The organism is Mesorhizobium kowhaii, assembly GCF_042431665.1.
GTDB classification, from domain to species: domain Bacteria; phylum Pseudomonadota; class Alphaproteobacteria; order Rhizobiales; family Rhizobiaceae; genus Mesorhizobium; species Mesorhizobium kowhaii.
Map to the genome: position 1 here is coordinate 91,826 of NZ_JBHLYT010000006.1, position 19,103 is coordinate 110,928.

A 19,103-nucleotide genomic window follows, 5' to 3' on the forward strand; every position below is an offset into this window, starting at 1 on the left:
TCGCGGCTTCAAGGGTGCGCGTCACGGTTCTTGAGCCTGACGAGCCGCAGAATCGCGAGGCGATGAACCTCAAAGTGACAGGTACTAAGTCGGGACTCATTTTCGGAATGGAATGGTAATGGAGAATTTGGATGCGCAGGTCACGGGCTGGATCAACAGCCTTTCAGGGCACAGCAATCTGATCGATCTATTCATGGTCGTTGTCACGCAGGCCGGCGTTCCCTTGTTGATCCTTGCCGTTGTCGCGTCTTGGTGGTGGGGTGGCAGCGTACGATCCGAAAGGCACGTAGCGGTCGCCTGCGGCCTGTCGTTCCTGGTCGGATTGGCCCTCAACCAGATCATTCTGCTCCTTGTCCATCGCATGCGCCCCTATGATGCCGGTGTTTCACACCTCCTGATAGCGCCCAGCGCCGATCCGTCGTTTCCATCGGACCACGCCACCGCCAGCTTTGCCATTGTCTTCAGCTACGTGTTCAACGCACGTATCCGCAAGGCACTGTGGTTCTTCGCTGCCGCCCTGCTCCTTGTGATTTCCCGTGTCTATGTCGGGACCCATTATGTCGGCGACATCCTGGGCGGTATCGCGACCGCGCTTGTCGCCGCCGGACTGGTCCGGATCGCTTATCGGGAGGGCACCCGCATCGATCGATGGGTGACCGGAATTCTGTAAATGAGCGTCAGCGAAATTCGCCATGTCATGGCAAATGCCGCAGCCCAAAGTTGAGAAGGCCCAAAAATGTCGCGCGAATCCTTTTCACGGAACCTGTTTAACCGCTCCAGCGTGCTTGGCCGTATCTTTGCGCTATTGATCCCGTCGCTCGTGACGCCGGTTTCCACCAGTGCCGCTCTCGAAACGACGTCACTGGGGCTCGCAGATGCGACGGTGCTGATCATACGCCATGGCGAAAAGCCTGATAGCGGGACGGGGCTGTCTCCTGCGGGCGAGGCACGCGCACAGGCCTATGTGGGTTATTTTCAGCATCTCATGCTCAATGGTGTCGCGTTTCGCCCCGACACGCTGATAGCGACCGCCGATTCCCCAAACAGTGCGCGCGAGCGTCTGACACTGACGCCCTTGAGCCAGACGCTTGGAATTCCCATCGATCTGAGATTCAGCAACAAGGACCTTGCAGGCCTTGTTCATGTGTTGACGAGCGAAGCCCACGGAAAGTCCGTGCTGATTGCCTGGCATCACGGCACGTTGCCACAGATCATAGAAGCGTTGGGTGGTGACCCTCACATGCTGCTACCCGACGGTTACTGGCCTGACAACGTTTTCGACACTGTCGTTGTGCTTCGCTACGACCATGACGGGAAATTCATTCCTGGCTCCGAGCAGCTCATTCACGAAGATTTCGCAAATCCGCCGGGGCTGATCAGTGGTGCAAACTCCCAATGAACACCTGCACCATCAAAAGCGCCCGCCGCTGTGGTGCCCCATTCAGTAGACCGTCCCGGCAACAATCGGATACGATCGAAAGAACAGCGTGGCTGCGGAGTTTCGGCCAGAATGAGGGACCATGAATGTCCTTTTTCTCGGCGCTCACGGATTACATCGCTTCGCACCCGCATCTCGCGTACACGGCGATCTTTCTGCTGGCTCTGTCGGAGTCCATTCCCATCATCGGCGCCGTGGTTCCTGGAACGGCCATCATTGTCGGTCTTGCCGCTCTTGTCCCGAGCGGCGTGCTGACGCTCTGGCCGATGTTGATCGCAGCCTTTCTAGGCGCGATCGTCGGCGACGGCCTGTCTTTCTGGCTGGGCCATCGCTACCACCGTGAAATCCTGCTGCGGTGGCCGCTCAACCGATATCCCGAACTCATCGCGCGCAGCGAGGCGTTCTTCGAACGGCACGGCGGCAAGAGCGTCTTTCTGGCGCGCTTCACGCCTGGCGTCCGCGCTTTTATTCCGCTCGTGGCAGGCATGTTGCAAATGCCGGTCCGCCGGTTTTACTACGCCAACATCCTCTCGGCGCTTGCTTGGGCGCCTTCGCACATCCTGCCTGGGGTGTTCGTTGGCGCATATTTCAGCGTTGCCGGCGCCGCCGCAGGCCGGCTCGCGGTGCTCCTTGTCGCGGTGATCGTTGTCCTGTGGGTCATCGTTTGGGTTGTGCGTCACGCGGTACGCCGGGGTATTCCCATCCTTCTGGCCAATCTGGAGCGGCTGCGAGGCTGGGCGGGTGCCCGCGACACCTGGACGAGCCGTCAAATCCGCTCCTTGCTCGATCCGGCCCAGAAGGAAACGAAGATCCTCGCGGCGCTGGCACTACTACTCGTCGCCGCCGCCTGGACCTTCTTCGGCATCCTCGAGGATGTCGTGAGCGGCGATCCATTGGTACGCACCGATGCCGCAGTCTATCGCATCCTTCAGGACCTGCGAACGCCCTGGGGCGATTCCTTGATGGTGGGGTTCACGGAACTGGGCGACACTGTGGTGGTGACCGCGATTGCCGTTGTCGTCTTCCTGTGGCTGGCCTGGAAACGCGCCTGGCGCACGGCCGCTTACTGGGCGGCAGCCATTGGCGGAGCCGCGGCCATCAACACGGGCATCAAGGTGGCCCTCCATCGTGCGCGTCCCAGCGAGAACCTGTATTCCGGTTGGAGTGATTTTTCCTTTCCCAGCGGCCACAGCACCGAGAACGCCGTCATGTACGGCTTCCTGGCCTTCCTGATCGCTCGGCGCGTCCGACCGGCTTGGGGTCTCCCGGTAGCCCTCGCGGCGGCCGTTTTCGTGGGTTTGATCGCCTTCTCCCGGCTCTACCTCGGCGCGCATTGGTTTTCCGACGTGGCGGGCGGGCTGGCATTCGCGACGGCATGGCTGGCACTGCTCAGCATTGCCTACTTGCATCATCAGCCGTCCGAAAAGGGCGGCGGAGGCCTCTTGATCGTGGCTTGCGCCGGCCTGGTCGTCGCAGGCGGTGCCAATGTCTATCGCCGTCACGCTGCAGACATGGAGCGCTACGCAGTCCAATATGAGGCACCGTCGATCCTCGTGGCCGAATGGTGGACGCAGGATTGGCAGCAATTGCCCGTGCAGCGGATCGATCTCGCAGGCGAGGCCGAGGAACCGTTGACATTCCAATGGGCAGGCAGCCTGGAACGCCTCGAAGCCGATCTGGCGCAAAAGGGCTGGCGCTCGCCGGCTCCGTGGACGTTGACCGGCGCTCTCGCTTGGTTCACGCCGCGCCCCGATCCGATGGCCCTGCCAACGTCGCCCTATATGGAGCGCGGGCGCTTGCCGAGCCTGACGCTGGTCCATCCGCGCGGCGAGATGGGCGGGACCGGTTCGCGCTTTGTGCTTCGCGTGTGGGCGACCGACATTGACCTGCGAAACGGACATCTGACGGAACTCTGGATCGGGTCCGTTGTCGACGAGAGGCTGGGCAATCGCTTCCCGCTCTTCACGCTGGCACAGGCGCAGCCCGACGCGAACGGGCCTCGCGACCTTCTTGCTGCGTCTCTCGAAACCGGCCGCCTGGTAACTCGGCCCGATCGAAGTTCAACCCCCGTTTGGGATGGCCAAGTTCTGCTGGCACGCGACGAAAGTAATCCGACCAATCCAGGAACGGGAGCTTTGCAGGGAGGCGCTGCAAGCCGCTAACCCAGAGGACTCCTGGAAGTGACACCTCGCAATTATCAGATGCATGACTAGCAGATACCAGTTTCACCCCTTTGCAAGTGGCACATATGACAGTTTTGGTTCTCCTCAATGCAGGGGCTGGCTCGATCAAGGGCGCAGACAGCGGTGACTTGGAAAAACGCCTTCGTAGTGGATTCCAAGCGCGAGGGATCGAGACTGAGGTGCGCCTTGCGGAGGGCCGCGAGATCGCGGAGATGGCCCGGAAGTTCGCAGTCTCGAAGTCTCGTGGCAAGAAGTCGCGGATGCTCGTGGTCGGTGGCGGCGATGGCACTATCGGTTCCGTGGCTTCGGCAATTTCGGGGACGAATGTTGTGATTGGCATCCTGCCACTAGGCACCCTCAATCATTTCGCCAGGGATCTTGGTTTGTCGAACGATCTGGAGGCGGCCATGGACGCCATCGCGGCGGGCCACGTGCAGAAAATCGATGTTGCGGAGGTGAACGGCCGGGTCTTCATCAACAACTCGTCCATCGGCATCTATCCGTTTCTTGTCGCCGAACGATCCGCAGAGCAAAAGCGGAGAGGGATGGGAAAGCTTGCAGCTCTCGGCCCGGCGCTGCTCTTGACGCTCAAGGCATCATCCTGGCAAAGGGTCAGAATCTCAATCGACGGCAAGGGGCGAGAACAGCGGACCCTCTGCGTGTTCGTTGGCAACAATTTCTACGATTTGAGCAATCTCGGCCACCGCAGTAGTCTCGCGTCTGGTGAACTGTGCGTCTACGTCGTGAAGCGACAGTCCTGGTGGGGACTTGCGCTACTACCCTTCAAGGTCGCCTTCGGTTTGATCGACCCAGTCCACGATGTGGAACTATTCCGGTTGCAAAGTCTTGAGATCAGGGCGCGCCGAGGACACATGCGAATTGCGATGGACGGTGAAACCGTCGAGGCGACAACTCCGGTGCATTATCGGATACGGCCTGGTGCACTGCGGGTTCTCGCACCCGTCTTGACGAAGGCCACCTCTCGAAACGCCTGATGCTGGTGAGGTCTCGGCTTGATGAAGACGATTGCCCATCTTTCCGACCTGCATTTTGGTAGGATTGACCAGGCAGTATCCGATGCACTCGCTGCCGAGGTTCGCGCAGCCGACCCTGATATTGTTGTCGTCTCGGGAGACATGACGCAGCGCGCTCGCAAGAAAGAATTCGTGCAGGCACGGGCATTTCTCGACACATTGCCATACCCGCAGCTCGTCGTGCCAGGTAACCATGATGTCCCGCTCTACAACCTGTTCGCGCGCGCCTTCACGCCGCTGTCGCGTTACAAGCGCTATATCACGGCGGATACCGACCCGTTCTATGCCGATCCGGAGTTGGCCGTCGCTGGGATAAACACCGCTCGGTCGTTAACGATCAAGGGAGGCCGTATCAACGGCGAGCAGCTCGCGTGGGTGAGACGAAGTTTTGCCGATCAGCCGGATGAGACGACACGGATCGTGGTGACACACCATCCCTTCGAAGGGGCCAGTGCGAATGACGATGACGGTATCGTAGGGCGGGCGAGGATGGCGATGGGAGTATTTTCACAAAGCCGCGTCGATGTGATCCTGTCGGGGCATCTGCATCTGAACCGCATGGGTTCGAGTGCGGTCCGATGCGATATCGAAGGCTACTCCGCCCTATTGATCCAAGCGGGCACAGCGATTTCCTCGCGCCGCCGGCAAGAAGCAAATTCTTTCAATCTCATTCGCATCGAGCGGCCAGAGATCCATTTGGAGTGTCGGGCATGGGACCTCGACAAAGTGAAATTCGTCAGATCGACGAGCAAAAGCTTCCGGCTCGGACGGTCAGGCTGGGCGCCAACAGGTGGGACAACTACCCCTACGCTCGTACAAAACGTTGACGACGGGATTGTACGGGCCGACTATCGGAAACACGGATAGCCGCGCGCAAATGTGAATTTCTTCGAGTCAGGCACGGCTAGCGACCTAGCGGGTTTCCAACCTCACCATCACGATCTCGTGTGAGCGAAACTTTCCTGCTTGTCGGTGCGAACCAGAAAAGGGGCTCACCGCGCCGCTGGTGCAATTTATGGAGGACGCAATGCACTCACTCAAACTGGTCGCAATAGCCGGTCTCGTCGGCCTATTCACATCTCAAGCCTTCGCCGAGGACGCGATGGGGACGATGACAATGATGAAAGGCGGTGAAGTGATGGCCATCATGCCCGACGGGCATATGGGCACCATGATGCCCGACGCAAAGATGGGCGCCGAAATGATGAAGATGGCGAAGCCGATCAAGCACTGCATGATGATGATGACGGACGCCAAGGGCAAGGCATTCATGATCGATACGTCTTCGAAGAAGGCTCAGGCCGAATGTGAAAAAATGGCGATGTGACAACGGAAGTTGCAACGAGCTAACCGCCGGCTTCTGCCGGCGGTTAGTACTTAGCGAACCATGATTGATGGGCGCGATGCACCTCGCTGTAGCGTCTACGTCTTGGCGACAGCGGTCGGGTCTGCTCGCCGTCGCCTGATCGCTTCGGCGATGAAGACCCGCGACAATGCGTGATAGAGCGGCTCGTGCGAGATCATGCGCGCCGTGCCGTAGCCCAGCATCGACGCGCACATCAGCGCGATGACGTTGTCGTGGTTGCCTGTCATCTCGAGGATGATGACGAACGCCGTCATAGGCGCCTGAACCACACCGGCGAAATACCCGGCCATCCCGAGCAGCGCCGCGACACCTGTGCTGGCGCCGAATATCAGGGCGAGCGAACTGCCGATGCCGGCGCCCACCGCGAGGGACGGCGCGAAGATACCACCGGGAATGCCTGATATCATCGAGAGCAGCCCGGCCAGGAATTTCACGCCAAAGAAGAACCAGGGCAGCGGCGTGCCCTCCACAGCACTACGCGCCTGGGCGTAACCAGTGCCGAAGGTCAGGCCGCCCGAGGCGATTCCGATGATCGCAACCGCCAGCCCACAAACGGCAGCGACCAGCAGCGCACGCCACAAAGGCTGCAATGCGTTCCAGCGCCGGATCTGCCGTGTCACCTTTAGCGCCAGCAGCGAGAACAGCGCACCGAAACCGCCTCCGATGACGCCGCAGGCAATCACCAGGGGCCAGTCGGCGGCAAAGGAGATCGTCTCCTTCGACACGCCGAAGTAGGTGTAGTTGCCGAGCAGTCCGAGCGAAGCGAGACCGGCCAGGATCACAGCTGTCAGCACCAGCCCGTTGGTGCGCGCCTCGTAGGTGCGGCCCATCTCCTCGATGGCGAAGACGATGCCGGCAAGCGGCGTGTTGAAGGCGGCCGCGATGCCGGCTGCCGAACCGGCGAGGATCAGGCCGCGCGCCTGTGCCATGCCACCCCAGCGCGCCACCTGCAGCATCAGCGACGCGCCGACCTGCACGGTCGGGCCCTCGCGCCCGATGGAGGCGCCGCAGAACAGGCCGACGATGGTAAGCGCGATCTTGCCGACGACCAGCCGCAGCGAGAGAATGTGGCTGCGGTCGTCGTCGTCGCGCAGATGCCGGGCGGCGATCGCCTGCGGAATGCCGCTGCCTTGGGGCCAACCATGCGCAGACGACGAAACCGAGCGGCGTGATGGCGAGCGGCAGGTAGCTGCGCCAGCCGCCGTGATTGCCGATGATGACGTGGAAAAGGCTTTGCGCCTTGTCGGCCATCACCGCGAACAGCACGCTGATCAAGCCAATGGCAATCGCACCGGCCCAGAACACCAGGCGGGGCTGCCAGACGCGTCGTGAGCCCCACATCGCGCGCGAACGCCGCAGCATGGGATATTTTCGCGATGTTCCGGCCATATCGGTCCCTACAATGTGGTGCTCGACCTAACACACGCACGAGGTCGATCAAGTCTGCATCTCAGACCGTCGTGCGGGGCTGGCTGCGCATCACGCAGAAACGTGCGTGTTCGTCACGCGCGCGTCCAGCAGGCTGAAGGGCATGAAACGGATGCGTCGGCTATGATCCTATTCTTGCAAGCCGGCAAGGCGCATAGAGTTACCGCTTGCCGCCAGCCATTTTTGCGGCGACGGGCAGGCGCCTCAAGGCAAGCATTGCTGCAGCACCGGTCAATGGTCCAGGAACCAGAAGCAGGAACGCCCAACGCCACCCGCCAAGCAACGCCGCGACATGCGGAACCAGCCAGATGACCAGCACGGTGAGGGCAAAGCCAAGCCCAAGCTGGACCGACAGCGCGGTGCCGACAAAGCGCCGGTCGCCAAGCTCGGTGACCGCCGCCGAAAACTGTGCGGAATCGCCAATGATCGACACGCCCCAGACGACAATGACCAGGACGAACAGCCAGAGAGGTCCGTCGAAGACAAAGCCGATGGCCAGCGCGCAAAGCCCTGACACGATCATCAACCCGGCCGTGGTCAGGCTGCGGCCGAAGCGATCGGACAACACGCCACCGAGCAGGCAGCCGCCCACGCCGGCGGCAATTGCGCAGAACGTCAGCAGCGACGCCAGAGCCGACGAAGCATGCTGCTGCGCCTCAAGCGCCGCGCGGGCATAGGCGAGCAGCCAGGCCCACATGGCATAGAGTTCCCACATGTGGCCGAGATAGCCGATATTGACCAGCACCAGCGGCCTGTCACGGAAGATCGCGCCGATCTGGCGAGGATCGAAGACCGTCTTGCCGAACGGATACGGCCCTTCGCTGGCGAAGAACCAGAATATCGCGGCACCGATGAGGGTCGCAACGGTTGCGGCCAGCACCACCAGTTGCCAGTCGAGCGAACCGCTGAGCGCCCGGAACAGATGTGGCAGCGAGGAACCCAGCGTCAGCGCGCCGATGACGGCGCCGAGTGCCAAGCCCCTGCTCCGCACGAACCATGTCGAGACAAGCTTCAACGCTGGCGGATAGACGCCGGCAAGCGCGATGCCGGTAAGGATACGCGCGGCGACGAGCCCGACCGGCCCCGGCTGCAACAGCAGGCAGGCATTGGCGGCAGCGGCCAGCAAGGCGGATACCGCCATCAGCCGATTCAGCCTGACGACATCGGGCAGATTGACGAGGCTGGACGCCAGCGCGCCGGTTACGAAGCCGATCTGCACGCCATTGGTCAGCCAGGCCTCCATTGCTCCGGTCAGGTGCCATGCAGCCTCCAGTTCGGGCGTGATCGCGGTCGCCGAAAACCACGTGGTCAGCGACAGGACAACAGCGATGCAAAGAAGGCCAAGCACTCTCCAGCGGTGCGCGTCTTCGGCAAAGGTCGCCTGGGTCGTGCCATGAGAACTCCGCCAGAGCATCATTTTCAGGCGTTCAGACATGGGATACTTTCGTGATGTGCCGGCCATGTAACCTCCAAGTCGCGAACCATCCCAACTTGCATGCGTCCTTGGGGTGCGCGATGCTAACAGGTATGGTCAGAAGGAAGTCAGTCTTGAAGCGCCTCGTCGCAACCTGCGTGATAGGGTTGTTGGCCTATCCTGCGTTAGCCCAGCATCAGATGAGCAGGGAAGAGACGATCGCGCAAGTTGCGACCGACGTTGCATTTATCGAGGAGACGCTCCCGTCGTATCAGATTTCTAATGGCGAAGTCGCTCCAGAGGAGCTCCGTGAGAACCTCCAAAAGGCCGTTACGAGGGCGATGGACCTTCGCGATAGACTGGCTTCCAATCCTTTCGTTCGGGTCTCGGGAATTTCGGTAGGATTCCCTGCTGGCTTGACCATCCAATTGTCATTTCCGGATCAAGCTCCCTGATTTCGCAGCCGCAAAAAGCCTGATTAGGGCCGGCCTCTCGGTAGAGCGGAAGGCAATCTGTGGTTGGAGACCCGTCTGGTGCCGCTTCCAGTCGCGCTGCAGTTCAGGCAGCCAGGCGCGAGTTCACAAATCCCACTAATCCGTAGATCAACCCTGGCTCAACAATCCATTCATCCATTGCAGTCAATTGTGCGATCGCTGAGCAGGCGGCCGGCAACGCTTGGTAAAAAAACTTTCGGGACCGCCAAGGCCGGAATACGGCAATTGAATCCTTACTCCGGCAGCCCAGCGGCGCTGAGTGCCTCAGCCATGGAGGCCGCCAGAGCTGGCGCACAGTTGACGCCGGAGAATTGCCGACTGTAGCGGAACGTGGGGTGCAATTCGAGAACCCGCCCCGCGGCCGCCCTCGCCTCTGCCAGGCGCCCAAGTTTGGCAAGCGCTGCGGCCAATTGCACGTAGGTGATGCTGTGGACCGGATTGGCCCGGATGGATTTATGGGCCGCGCCGGCCGCATCCTCGTATCGACCAGCACGAAAGTAGCCAAGCGCCTGCGCGTCGTAGGCTGCAAAGGCCCACGGATCGAATGGGCTGAGGCGGATGCCTCGCTCGCTCCAATCGATCGCACGCTCCGCCTCGCCGGCCCAGCCAGCGACAACACTTCCGAGAATGTAGGTGAGCGCGCAGGAGGGGCTCAACGCCAATGCTGCCTCGAAGGCCGCGAATGCGCCACCGCGGTCGTGGCCGTCCATGCCGACGGAAAAGCCGGCCAGTGTCAGGGCTCGAGCATCGTCTTGGCCAAATGTCATGGCGGCGTCGGCATGACGCAACGAGGCTGCCCGATTTTCTTCCCTAAGGCCGACACGCAGAAAGAGGCAATGGTGGCACATGGCGGCGTTCGCGTGTGCCAGCGCGTAAGTCGGGAGCAGAATTAGCGAGCGCTCAAGGCATATTAATGCGCGCGTGACCTGCTCCGGCATACCAGAGTCGACGTCAGGTTGCGCCTTGAGCACGAGCTCGTATGCGTCGAGGCTATCCGGCCGCCTACGCCTGACGCGCTCGATCTCCGCACGCTGAAGCCCTGGCTCCATCGCGGCAACGACCGAGGAGGCGATCTCGTCCTGCAGTGCGAATACATCACCGAGCTTGCGATCGTAGCGCTCCGACCAGACCTGAGCGGCGCTCGTCGCGTCGACGAGCTGGCAGTTGATGCGCACGTGATCGGCGATCTTGCGCACGCTTCCCTCCAGCACGTATCTCACGCCGAGTTCCTGGCCTACCTGTCTGGGGGCAACCATGCGCCCTTTGTAGGAGAAGGTCGTGCCGCGCCCGATCACGAACATCCATTTGACCCGCGACAAGCCGGTGATGATGTCGTCGACCATGCCGTCAGTAAAATGGGCTTGCTCGGGTTCATCGCCCAGATTGGCAAAGGGAAGCACCACGATGGAGGGTTTGACCGGCAACGCCAGAGATGGAGGAGGCTCTTCGGTGCCAACGTCAGGTTGGCGGGATACGACCGGCGGGCCGACGTACCTGTAGCCCCGACGCGGCAAGGTCTCGATCCACCCTGCGCCGCCGGCTTCTTCCAGGACTTTGCGGATTGCGGCGATTTGGACCGTCAGGTTGCTGTCCTCGACCGCGAGTCCCGGCCAAGCGGTCTGAAACAGCAGCTCCTTCGCGACCGGCTGGTTGGCCCGAGCAAGTAGCAACTGAAGCAAGGCGGCGGCACGATGGCCGATTCCAGTGGACTCTGATCCACGCATCAAGATCCCGAAACCTGAGTCGAGATGAAACGGGCCGAACTCGTAGATCGCTGACATGGATCGAACAACTGTCATTCGGAAACGTTTCGCAACATTTTCGCAGGCCTTTCACGACATGTCGAGCTGGCAGGATGCACTCTACGGGCGACTCCTCGATGACGGAGCTCACAGCAAGCAGGGAGTTGCGCCATGCCCGCAAATGCAGTGATCCGGCGGCCAAATGATTTTACGGGCGTAACGCTCGCCGGCCAGCCGATGGCCTTCCTCGTGACCGGAAAGCACACCAAGCACACGAGCATGTTCGACTGGACGATACCCGCACGGTTCTCCACCGGCCGTCACGTCCACCGCGTGCAGGAGGAAACTTTCTATGTTGTCGATGGCGAGTGCGAATGGCAGATCGGCGATGAGACCGTCCAAGCGGTTCCCGGCACATTCGTGTCCATCCCGCCGGGCGTGCCCCATGACATCGCCAATGCGACGGACAAGCCGGCGCGGGTGATCATGACGGTCTCGCCACCTGGGCATGAGCATTATTTCGAGGAGCTTGCCGAGATGGTCTCGCGATCTGGGCCACCGGATCCGAAAGCGATCGGAGAGCTTCGCCGTCGCTACGATACCGAGCAAATCTCGGCACTTCAGACCCATAAGTGAACGATGAGTTGCAGAGCAAATACGTGAGGCACGTTAAACCATGTCCGCTTAGGGCTCCAGAGCGAAAGTAATCTGAGCGCATTACCGGCTCCGCGACGGGTCGTTGCGGGTTGATGGTGCGACAATGGACGTGATTCAAGCTCCGAAACTGGGGCTTCGAATCGTGCGCTATGAACTCAGCGACTATGAATGGACCGCCGTAAAGCCGGTGCTGCCTAACAGGCCGCGTGGCGTGCCGCCTGTAGATGACCGTCGCCAACTCAATGGCATCTTCTGGTCCCGCGTTCGTGTGCACCGTGGCGCGGCCTGCCAGCGAACTATGGCCATACACGACCTGTTACAATCGCTTGCCTAGAAATCGGAGAAGGTCCCGTCGTCAAATTCAACCGAACGTGTGCAGATTTTCGCGATCACATTTTCCGATGCAGTTGCTTCCAAGAGGTCGCCTGCAATCATCGCATCTTTCATGGTTTTCGTCTCACCAGCGGCAATCTTGATATCGGGATCGAGCTTGAGGTTGGCAAGCTCGCTTCCTTCAACACCTTCAAAGACCAGCGTGGCATCGATCGACCGGGTCGATTTCGACATATCGCTTCGGAAAGCAAATTCGATGTAGGGACCCAGCTTGCCGGGTTTTGAAGACCAGCTGATTAAGACAAGCTTATCCGGATGCCCGATCTTGCAGTCCTTGGCAGCAGCCGGAAGCGCACTCAATGAAAGTACGGAACCGATGACCCCCAAACATGCCAAACTGTGACAGACCGGACGGTATGAGACATCGTTTCACCTCTCAGCCGAGACCGCGAAGCAAGAGGTCACGATGGGTCGGCGTAACAAAGCTATGGACCCCCGCACGGTACTATTGATATTGCTGCGCTGCGAAATCGATGGACGGGGAGACCGTTGGCTCGATGCCCTGATACCATTCAATGCCGAGCACGACGATGGTTACGACAAGGATGCGAGCGAAGATAATGGCATTTCTGCGAAAGTCGGCGGACCTGCCAGAAGGACGTCGGTTAAAGCCAGAAATTTGAAAGAAGTTGTCGTTGGCATACGAGATCGGTTCTTTTTGCGTGAACGTATCAATCATTCTCCCCTTCGACCGGTTTTTGATAGCTTCGCCAGTTCGACACACTGGCCCTGTCCAGCCACGGGCCTGCTGCCGATTTGTACGATTTCTAGCCACTTAAGAACTGGCTAGCCAAAAACCATGTACAGGGCAATCAAAGACGCTATCAAAAGGACAAGAACCGCATCGATACCTAGTCCCCGGTCTTGCTCCTGGTTGGTTCTACTCATGGCACCCGACCATTCGTTGTTGCCTGGAGGTCGATTGTACCGCAAACGATCCTGCATCGCTACCATGTAGGCATTCACCGGTTTGGCTCTATCCGGCGGTAGATAGCTGCAAACCGGTTAATCCCCGTAATCACTGCAGAAATCAGGTGCCTCACCTTGCATCAAGTCGCAGCCGCTTACGATTTTCTCGATGATGGTTTGACAGGAATCCTCGGGATTGCAGGGCGGGTGGGCATCTGGCGACGCTTGGAGGCACTGGTCGACGTAGGCTTGCGCCTGCTCCTCTCCTGCATCTTTCCGGCAGCTTTGCGCCATCGCCGTACCCACCCCAAAAAAGATGAAAGCAGATGCCACCCCAAGCTTAAGAGCGTGCATGGAAAGCTCCTTTCGGGCGAAACTCTGCCGTGGGTTCGACCAACTGCGGGCTCCGATAGGGCCGGCCCTCAAAAAAAGCGGGGAGTTCGTGTAGGTACCCCCGCGCGGGTTCATGTCCGCGCGAGCGCGGTTTTTTCTCGATTGGCACCGCTACATGGAGGCAGCACCCTCGCGCTGCTTGACGGCGAACTCCTCCTCCGGCGAATAGACCAGAGTCTTGCGGCCATAGGCGCCAAAATAGACAATCGCCAGCGCGTACCAGACCGCGACGCCGATGATGCCCTGCCGGTAGAGTGGGTCGGTGAGTTGGAAGGCGATGGTGATCAAGGCGATGATCACGGTGAGCCATGCGCCGAGTACGCCGAAGGGGCTTTTATAGGGCCGTTCGATATGCGGGAAGCGGCGGCGCAATTGCAGGAATGTCAGCCCCTGCAGCAGGTATGAGAACATGGCGCCAAACACAGCCATGTTCAAAAGCGTGCCGCCAATATAGGTGCCGGCTGCCTCGCCGCCCTGGGCGAACCAGATCACCGCCATCACCAGGAAGCCCACTAGTGAGCCCGCGGCAAGCGCAACGTTGGGCGTCTTGTGCTCGCCATGGGTCACCGACAGGAAGTGCGGGAAATAGCCGGCGCGGCTGAGCGAATATATCTGTCGCCCATAGGCGAAGATGATTGAATGAAAGCTCGCCACCAGCCCTGCGACAGCGAACAGCGCGAGGATCTTCGCCCAGCCCGTTCCGTAGATCGCCCTGAAGCCATCGAGGATAGGCTCGCCGGAGGTTCCGTAGGCAAACGCCCCATCAGGCAGTGCCGGGTTGATAATCAGGATCAGGAAGCCCGTCGCCAGGAGGGTGAACATGCCGAGCATGATGCCTTTCGGCATATCGCGCTTGGGGTCGATTGATTCCTCCGAGGCAAGTGGCAATTGCTCGATGGCGAGGAACAGCCAGACCGCGAAAGGCAAGGCTGCGAAAATGCCCCTGAGACCGAACGGCAGAAACGGTCCGTGCCCGTCCGGCAGCGCCATAGCGGTTCCGTCGGGTGCAATCCCGATGTTCATCGCATTCTTGGCGAAGTTGAAGTCACCGGATGCCAGCGCGCTGATGAAGAAGAACACCAGGATTGCCAACGCGATGAGCGTGACGATGACCGTTACCCCGAAGGAAAGTGCAACACCCCGCACGTTCAGCCCAACGAAGACCAAGTAACCGATGAGCCACCAGATCGGCTGCCAGGCATCCGGGGTGCCAGTGATGGCCGTCATGTAGGTGCCGATGAAATAGACCACGACCGCCGGCGTGAGCACATATTCGATGTTCTCAGCAATGCCGGTGATAAAACCGCCCCACGGACCGAACGCCGTGCGCGCAAAGGAATAGGCGCCGCCTGTGTGCGGCAGCGCGGGGCTCATTTCGGCAATCGAATAAGTCAGGCCGAGATACATGATGGCGATCAGCACAGTCCCAATGAACATGCCGCCCCAGCCGCCGACGGCGAAACCAAGGTTCCATCCTGAAAAGTCGCCCGAGATGACGGCTCCGACGCCAAGTGCCCACAGCGAGAACACGCCGGCATGGCGCTTCAGCCCGCGTTTTTCGAAATATTCAGCACCAGGGGTGTGATAGGAGACACCACCTTCATGCTTCTTGGTTTCTCCAGCCATCGGTTGTCCCCCTTGTCAATTCACCGGCTGTTCCAGCAGGCGGTTGGTTCGCGGACCTTTGCTATGTTTCGTTCCCCTGGGTTTAGCTTTACGGCCGAACATTCGCTCCGTCCCGGAAATGCTGACGGTCAAGGGCCAGGGCTAAAAAACGCCCCACGATATCGACCAACGTGGCAGGCGCCGACGGACGTTCATCGGGGTCGAATGCGAGTCCAATGGCGGCGCCCTGGCCCTCCGCCGTTGCTACAGGCCAAAAGTCAAAGCGCGACGCCAACGCCGGGTAGACTCCGGCGGGCGAGAAAAGTCCCGTGGCCAACGACGATCGCACGGCCTCGATCTCTGCCTCCTGAGGCTCGATATCGCCGACTCTTTCGACGGAAGCGTCTTTGCCCTCAACGACGAGAATGACCACGACTGGGACTTGGAAGAGCGCTGCAAGGGCTTGGGCAGTAATCGAGACGATCGCCTTCGTATTGTCGGCGGCCACGACGTCACGACTATAGCCTTGCAGCACGGTCGCCTGCCTTCTCAGGAGCGCCGCGTCGGTTGCCCTGCGCCGGGAGGTAAAGGCAACGGCACTCACGATAAGTCCGACGACAAAAAGCAGTCCGATCGCCCAGACATTTGCCGGGTCGTCGACGATCAGCGTATAGCGAGGCTCGGTCAGAAAGAAATTGTAGGCGAGAGCCCCAAGTATCGCCGAACAGAGGGAGGGGCCTAAGCCTAAGCTAATGGCAGCCACGATCACCGGCACCACAAATACGAGGGAGATGTTCGGGATCGCCACGCGGCTGTCGACGCCGACAGCCACGACCGCCGCGACGGCTGTCATCGCAAACGAAGCAAGGTATCGTACCGTGGCCGCAACCTCCCATAGTGCGGAGCCCAAAAGCGGATTGGCATCCGGCAACAGCGCGATGTCTCCTCGCAGCTTCGATGTCGCGCCGGCCATTGCTTCAACGCTCCCCGTCCTTTGATCTGTAGATCAATCCTGGCTCGACAATCCATTCGCCGGGAGAAAGCGTTTCGACATCGTAGCGCCCATCTCCAAGGCGCGGCGCAAGTCCGACGTAGTGATAGTGGTCGCCGAAGGTGTCTATGACAGCCGAAAAGATTGGTCTGTCAGCAAGGTATCCGACGACTTGGCTTTCACCAGGTCGCTCGGCAGCGGGTGCGGCGATCCTGAGTATATAGTATTCGATCGGAACGCTTCTTGCACCGAGACGCATCGGCCTATTCCTCATTAAAGGAACGCAATGAGGCAGTATGCTCGCGTGGGCCCGATAAATCCACCCCACATAAATGGGGCGTTGATAGCTATGGCTTTGCCATCTGGTCCTACGTCAACTGATCCAGAGTAGGTTTCCTTGAACACGTGATTGGCTGATCTGCCTCGAGAGCGAGAAGCTCAGGATTGGGTCTGCCCCCCTCAGAGGTGCCACTGGTACTCGAAAGGAACGGACAGGACGATCGCGTCAACGGACCAAATACCGCACGTCTGGGCAGATTCCGACACCAATCACAATGAGGGGGCAGCACCCTTAAACGCCAAGAGGTCACAGACATTGCGCTCCAACGACGCAGCTTGCCTCACATGATTTGCGAAAAACCAATGCTTCAAGGCAAATCAACCAAGAGCGATTACCTTGTAGATCAGCAGGGCCACGACCGTCGATATCGTCACCACGAGGCCGGTTTTGTCGAGATGCAGAAAATGAAGAGTAACAACAGCGAGTGCCGCAACTGCAGCGACGAGAGCCCCGATCACAAATGGGCCAACCTGTACGTCGGTCAGGCGATCACCGACAGCATAGTGAAGACGAAGCACCTCGCCGAGTGAACGGATTACGATAACGAGCAGGAGTCCGACAGAAATTTGGGTCATTCGTCGAATGGATGGCATGGTCATGACTCACCTCAACGCCAGGAGGATCAAAAGGATTCCGATTACTGCAACACCCCAGCCAAGCGATCTGACGCGCTAGACGCCCGACACGCTTGAAAACGACATAGGCGGGTCTAGCATAGATGTAGAGCTGCGCGTGCTCGTGCTCCAGCGATAGACGCGGATGCGGCGACTGAACTAGACCGCCATTTGCGTACCGATCTCCACGACGCGACCCGTCGGAATCTGAAAGTACTCAGTTGCGTCGGCAGCCGTGCGCGCAAGATTGATGAAAATCTTGTCCTGCCACAGCGGCATGCCGGAATTGGGCGAGGCCTTGAGCGAACGCCGCGACAAGAAGAAGGACGTCGTCATGATATCGAACTTCCATCCCTGTTTGCGGCAGATCGCCAGTGCGCGCGGGATGTTGGGCTGTTCCATGTAGCCGAAGGTCAGCGTCACCCGCATGAACAGTTCGTTGATCGTTTCCATCTTGACGCGGTCGCTGTCAGGGACGACCGGCTGCGGCGCCGTGACCACTGAAAGAATGACGTTCTGCTCGTGCAGCACCTTGTAGTGCTTCAGGCTGTGCAGCAGCGCCGTCGGCGCGCTTGTCGGATCGCTGGTCAGGAATACTGCAGTGCCTGGAACGAGATGGGGCTTCTTCTTCAGAAGGTTGCCGGCCAGCAAATCGAGCGGGATCTCGTTCCTGCGGGTTTTTTCGAACAGATAGCGGCTACCGCGGATCCAAGTTGCCATGATCAGTCCCATGATCCCGGCAGCCGTAATCGATACCCAGCCGCCTTCTAGGATCTTGACGACATTGGCGAGGAAAAACCCCGTATCAATCGTGCCGAACACAATGACCAGTGCTACCGCAACCCTGAGCTGCCAGTTCCACATCCATCGCATCACGACGAACAGCAGGATCGTCGTCATCAGCATCTCACCCGTTACGGATATCCCGTAGGCCGAAGCCAGTGAGCTGGAACTGCCAAAGCCAACCACCAAAACCATAACCGCCATGGCGATAAGCAAGTTGACGCGTGGCATGTAAATCTGACCCGACTGCATTTCCGACGTATGCTGAACCTCAATTCTGGGCAGAAGGTTGAGCTGTACGGCCTGCCTGGTCAACGAAAAAGCGCCAGAAATCACCGCCTGGCTGGCGATCACGGTGGCAGCTGTTGCCAACCCGACCATTGGTATCAGCGCCCATTCCGGCAGCATCTGGAAGAACGGATTGTGCGGGTTCCCGCCATTGGCCAGAACGAATGCACCTTGCCCGAAATAGTTCAGCAAAAGGCATGGAAACACTATGGAGAACCAGGCAAGTACGATAGGCCGGCGCCCAAAATGGCCAAGATCGACATAGAGGGCTTCCGCGCCCGTGACTGCCAGGAAAACTGCGCCGACCGTCACGAATACACCGGCCGGCTCGCCGGCGAGATAGGCTATCGCATAGTATGGATTGATTGCGAGTAGCACCGATGGGTCATCGATCAGATGCGAAAGCCCGGCAATACCAAGAGCAATAAACCAAACTGCGGTCACCGGACCGAACACGGCTGCCACTTTGCCGGTTCCGAGGCGTTGAACTGAAAACAGGACGGCCAGGATGACCAGTGTTACCGGAACGACGTAAGGGGTCATCGCAGGCGTTATTACCTCGAGCCCCTCCACCGCAGAGAGAACCGAGATTGCTGGTGTTATGATGGAATCGCCGAAGAAAAGAGCCGCACCGCAGATGCCGATCACGAGGATTATCCGTGCACCTTTCGGATAGGCGGTTCGGGCGAGCGACATGAGCGATAGCGTGCCGCCTTCACCCTTGTTGTCGGCCCGCAGCACGAAGGCGACATATTTGATTGTCACAATGATCGTCAACGCCCAAACGATGAGGGACAACACACCGAGCACGTCGGCACGCGATACCGGTCCCTCAGTCGCATGCAGCGCTTCGCGAAATGCATAGATAGGGCTGGTGCCGATATCTCCATAGACAACGCCAAGGGCTCCAAGCATCAACAGCTTGGTACTTTGTGCCTCAGGTTTGGGGGGATCGGCGTTTTCTTCTGGCCCCGCGCCGTGACCAGTGTTGGCAAAATCCATGAAATGTCGTCCCCTGGCGCTTTGCTCTG

The 19,103-nt window shown here is 59.7% G+C and carries 18 protein-coding genes and 2 pseudogenes; 9 read left to right on the top strand and 11 right to left on the bottom strand.

Annotated features, from left to right (window positions below):
- Positions 1-118 precede the first annotated feature (118 nt).
- The 6 genes from ACFFNA_RS06270 to ACFFNA_RS06295 all read left to right on the top strand — a co-directional run bounded on the left by ACFFNA_RS06270 (position 119) and on the right by ACFFNA_RS06295 (position 5,982).
- The gene (locus tag ACFFNA_RS06270; RefSeq protein WP_378916602.1) at positions 119-670 is read left to right on the top strand and encodes a phosphatase PAP2 family protein; all 552 of its coding nucleotides are present in this window, start codon (positions 119-121) and stop codon (positions 668-670) included.
- A gap of 66 nt (positions 671-736) precedes the next feature.
- Positions 737-1,399 carry a flagellar basal body-associated protein FliL gene (locus ACFFNA_RS06275; protein WP_378916605.1) on the top strand — a complete coding sequence of 221 codons (663 nt, stop codon included), beginning with the start codon at positions 737-739 and terminating at the stop codon, positions 1,397-1,399.
- A 125-nt stretch (positions 1,400-1,524) separates the two neighbouring features.
- Positions 1,525-3,600 (top strand): bifunctional DedA family/phosphatase PAP2 family protein, encoded by a 2,076-nt coding sequence (locus tag ACFFNA_RS06280; protein ID WP_378916608.1) that lies wholly within the window; start codon positions 1,525-1,527, stop codon positions 3,598-3,600.
- Positions 3,601-3,686: 86 nt separating this feature from the next.
- Positions 3,687-4,616 (top strand): diacylglycerol/lipid kinase family protein, encoded by a 930-nt coding sequence (locus ACFFNA_RS06285; protein ID WP_378916611.1) that lies wholly within the window; start codon positions 3,687-3,689, stop codon positions 4,614-4,616.
- A 21-nt stretch (positions 4,617-4,637) separates the two neighbouring features.
- Entirely contained in the window at positions 4,638-5,522 is an 885-nt protein-coding gene (locus tag ACFFNA_RS06290; RefSeq protein ID WP_378916614.1) for a metallophosphoesterase family protein, read from the top strand.
- Between the two features lie 160 nt (positions 5,523-5,682).
- Positions 5,683-5,982, top strand: coding sequence for a hypothetical protein (locus ACFFNA_RS06295; protein WP_378916617.1), 300 nt, complete (start codon positions 5,683-5,685; stop codon positions 5,980-5,982).
- A 95-nt stretch (positions 5,983-6,077) separates the two neighbouring features.
- On the opposite strand, the pseudogene ACFFNA_RS06300 reads toward ACFFNA_RS06295, so the two are convergent.
- Together ACFFNA_RS06300 and ACFFNA_RS06305 are read right to left on the bottom strand one after the other, a co-directional pair.
- Positions 6,078-7,410: pseudogene (locus ACFFNA_RS06300) on the bottom strand (chloride channel protein).
- A 199-nt stretch (positions 7,411-7,609) separates the two neighbouring features.
- Positions 7,610-8,884 carry an MFS transporter gene (locus ACFFNA_RS06305; protein ID WP_378916620.1) on the bottom strand — a complete coding sequence of 425 codons (1,275 nt, stop codon included), beginning with the start codon at positions 8,882-8,884 and terminating at the stop codon, positions 7,610-7,612.
- Between the two features lie 113 nt (positions 8,885-8,997).
- Between ACFFNA_RS06305 and ACFFNA_RS06310 the strand changes: the two genes are divergently transcribed.
- Positions 8,998-9,318, top strand: coding sequence for a hypothetical protein (locus tag ACFFNA_RS06310; RefSeq protein WP_378916623.1), 321 nt, complete (start codon positions 8,998-9,000; stop codon positions 9,316-9,318).
- 272 nt (positions 9,319-9,590) lie between these two features.
- Here the strand turns inward: ACFFNA_RS06310 and ACFFNA_RS06315 are convergent, their stop codons facing one another.
- Complete coding sequence (locus tag ACFFNA_RS06315; RefSeq protein WP_378916626.1) at positions 9,591-11,138, bottom strand: winged helix-turn-helix domain-containing protein; 1,548 nt, start codon at positions 11,136-11,138, stop codon at positions 9,591-9,593.
- 132 nt (positions 11,139-11,270) lie between these two features.
- On the opposite strand from ACFFNA_RS06315, the gene ACFFNA_RS06320 reads away from it, so the two are divergent.
- Both ACFFNA_RS06320 and ACFFNA_RS06325 read left to right on the top strand, forming a co-directional pair.
- Positions 11,271-11,735 carry a cupin domain-containing protein gene (locus ACFFNA_RS06320; protein ID WP_378916629.1) on the top strand — a complete coding sequence of 155 codons (465 nt, stop codon included), beginning with the start codon at positions 11,271-11,273 and terminating at the stop codon, positions 11,733-11,735.
- Between the two features lie 160 nt (positions 11,736-11,895).
- Positions 11,896-12,100 (top strand): annotated as a pseudogene (locus ACFFNA_RS06325) (transposase); the annotation flags it as partial.
- Here ACFFNA_RS06325 and ACFFNA_RS06330 read toward each other — a convergent pair.
- From ACFFNA_RS06330 to ACFFNA_RS06365, 8 genes are all read right to left on the bottom strand, one after another.
- Positions 12,087-12,449: a hypothetical protein gene (locus ACFFNA_RS06330; RefSeq protein WP_378917350.1), complete on the bottom strand. Its 363-nt coding sequence runs from the start codon at positions 12,447-12,449 to the stop codon at positions 12,087-12,089. The pseudogene ACFFNA_RS06325 and the gene ACFFNA_RS06330 sit on opposite strands and share 14 nt — an antisense overlap.
- A 145-nt stretch (positions 12,450-12,594) precedes the next feature.
- Positions 12,595-12,828, bottom strand: a complete 234-nt coding sequence (locus tag ACFFNA_RS06335) for a hypothetical protein (protein ID WP_378916632.1) — start codon at positions 12,826-12,828, stop codon at positions 12,595-12,597.
- A 326-nt stretch (positions 12,829-13,154) separates the two neighbouring features.
- Positions 13,155-13,412 carry a hypothetical protein gene (locus ACFFNA_RS06340; RefSeq protein WP_378916635.1) on the bottom strand — a complete coding sequence of 86 codons (258 nt, stop codon included), beginning with the start codon at positions 13,410-13,412 and terminating at the stop codon, positions 13,155-13,157.
- Positions 13,413-13,562: 150 nt separating this feature from the next.
- Positions 13,563-15,077, bottom strand: a complete 1,515-nt coding sequence (locus ACFFNA_RS06345; RefSeq protein WP_378916638.1) for an amino acid permease — start codon at positions 15,075-15,077, stop codon at positions 13,563-13,565.
- Between the two features lie 88 nt (positions 15,078-15,165).
- On the bottom strand, positions 15,166-16,029 hold the full coding sequence (locus ACFFNA_RS06350) for a DUF4118 domain-containing protein (protein WP_378916640.1): 864 nt from the start codon (positions 16,027-16,029) through the stop codon (positions 15,166-15,168).
- Between the two features lie 4 nt (positions 16,030-16,033).
- The gene (locus ACFFNA_RS06355; protein WP_378916643.1) at positions 16,034-16,306 is read right to left on the bottom strand and encodes a hypothetical protein; all 273 of its coding nucleotides are present in this window, start codon (positions 16,304-16,306) and stop codon (positions 16,034-16,036) included.
- 398 nt (positions 16,307-16,704) lie between these two features.
- A complete protein-coding gene (locus ACFFNA_RS06360) occupies positions 16,705-16,986 on the bottom strand; it encodes a hypothetical protein (protein WP_378916646.1) in 282 nt (93 codons plus the stop codon).
- Between the two features lie 174 nt (positions 16,987-17,160).
- Entirely contained in the window at positions 17,161-19,074 is a 1,914-nt protein-coding gene (locus tag ACFFNA_RS06365) for a potassium transporter Kup (protein ID WP_378916649.1), read from the bottom strand.
- Positions 19,075-19,103: the final 29 nt, after the last annotated feature.

Coding starts and splice junctions, on each gene's coding strand:
- ACFFNA_RS06270 (WP_378916602.1), top strand. CDS start 119: ATGGAGAATTTGGATGCGCAGGTCACGGGCTGGATCAACAGCCTTTCA.
- ACFFNA_RS06275 (WP_378916605.1), top strand. CDS start 737: ATGTCGCGCGAATCCTTTTCACGGAACCTGTTTAACCGCTCCAGCGTG.
- ACFFNA_RS06280 (WP_378916608.1), top strand. CDS start 1,525: ATGTCCTTTTTCTCGGCGCTCACGGATTACATCGCTTCGCACCCGCAT.
- ACFFNA_RS06285 (WP_378916611.1), top strand. CDS start 3,687: ATGACAGTTTTGGTTCTCCTCAATGCAGGGGCTGGCTCGATCAAGGGC.
- ACFFNA_RS06290 (WP_378916614.1), top strand. CDS start 4,638: ATGAAGACGATTGCCCATCTTTCCGACCTGCATTTTGGTAGGATTGAC.
- ACFFNA_RS06295 (WP_378916617.1), top strand. CDS start 5,683: ATGCACTCACTCAAACTGGTCGCAATAGCCGGTCTCGTCGGCCTATTC.
- ACFFNA_RS06305 (WP_378916620.1), bottom strand. CDS start 8,884: ATGTCTGAACGCCTGAAAATGATGCTCTGGCGGAGTTCTCATGGCACG.
- ACFFNA_RS06315 (WP_378916626.1), bottom strand. CDS start 11,138: ATGTCAGCGATCTACGAGTTCGGCCCGTTTCATCTCGACTCAGGTTTC.
- ACFFNA_RS06320 (WP_378916629.1), top strand. CDS start 11,271: ATGCCCGCAAATGCAGTGATCCGGCGGCCAAATGATTTTACGGGCGTA.
- ACFFNA_RS06335 (WP_378916632.1), bottom strand. CDS start 12,828: ATGATTGATACGTTCACGCAAAAAGAACCGATCTCGTATGCCAACGAC.
- ACFFNA_RS06340 (WP_378916635.1), bottom strand. CDS start 13,412: ATGCACGCTCTTAAGCTTGGGGTGGCATCTGCTTTCATCTTTTTTGGG.
- ACFFNA_RS06345 (WP_378916638.1), bottom strand. CDS start 15,077: ATGGCTGGAGAAACCAAGAAGCATGAAGGTGGTGTCTCCTATCACACC.
- ACFFNA_RS06350 (WP_378916640.1), bottom strand. CDS start 16,029: ATGGCCGGCGCGACATCGAAGCTGCGAGGAGACATCGCGCTGTTGCCG.
- ACFFNA_RS06355 (WP_378916643.1), bottom strand. CDS start 16,306: ATGCGTCTCGGTGCAAGAAGCGTTCCGATCGAATACTATATACTCAGG.
- ACFFNA_RS06360 (WP_378916646.1), bottom strand. CDS start 16,986: ATGACCATGCCATCCATTCGACGAATGACCCAAATTTCTGTCGGACTC.
- ACFFNA_RS06365 (WP_378916649.1), bottom strand. CDS start 19,074: ATGGATTTTGCCAACACTGGTCACGGCGCGGGGCCAGAAGAAAACGCC.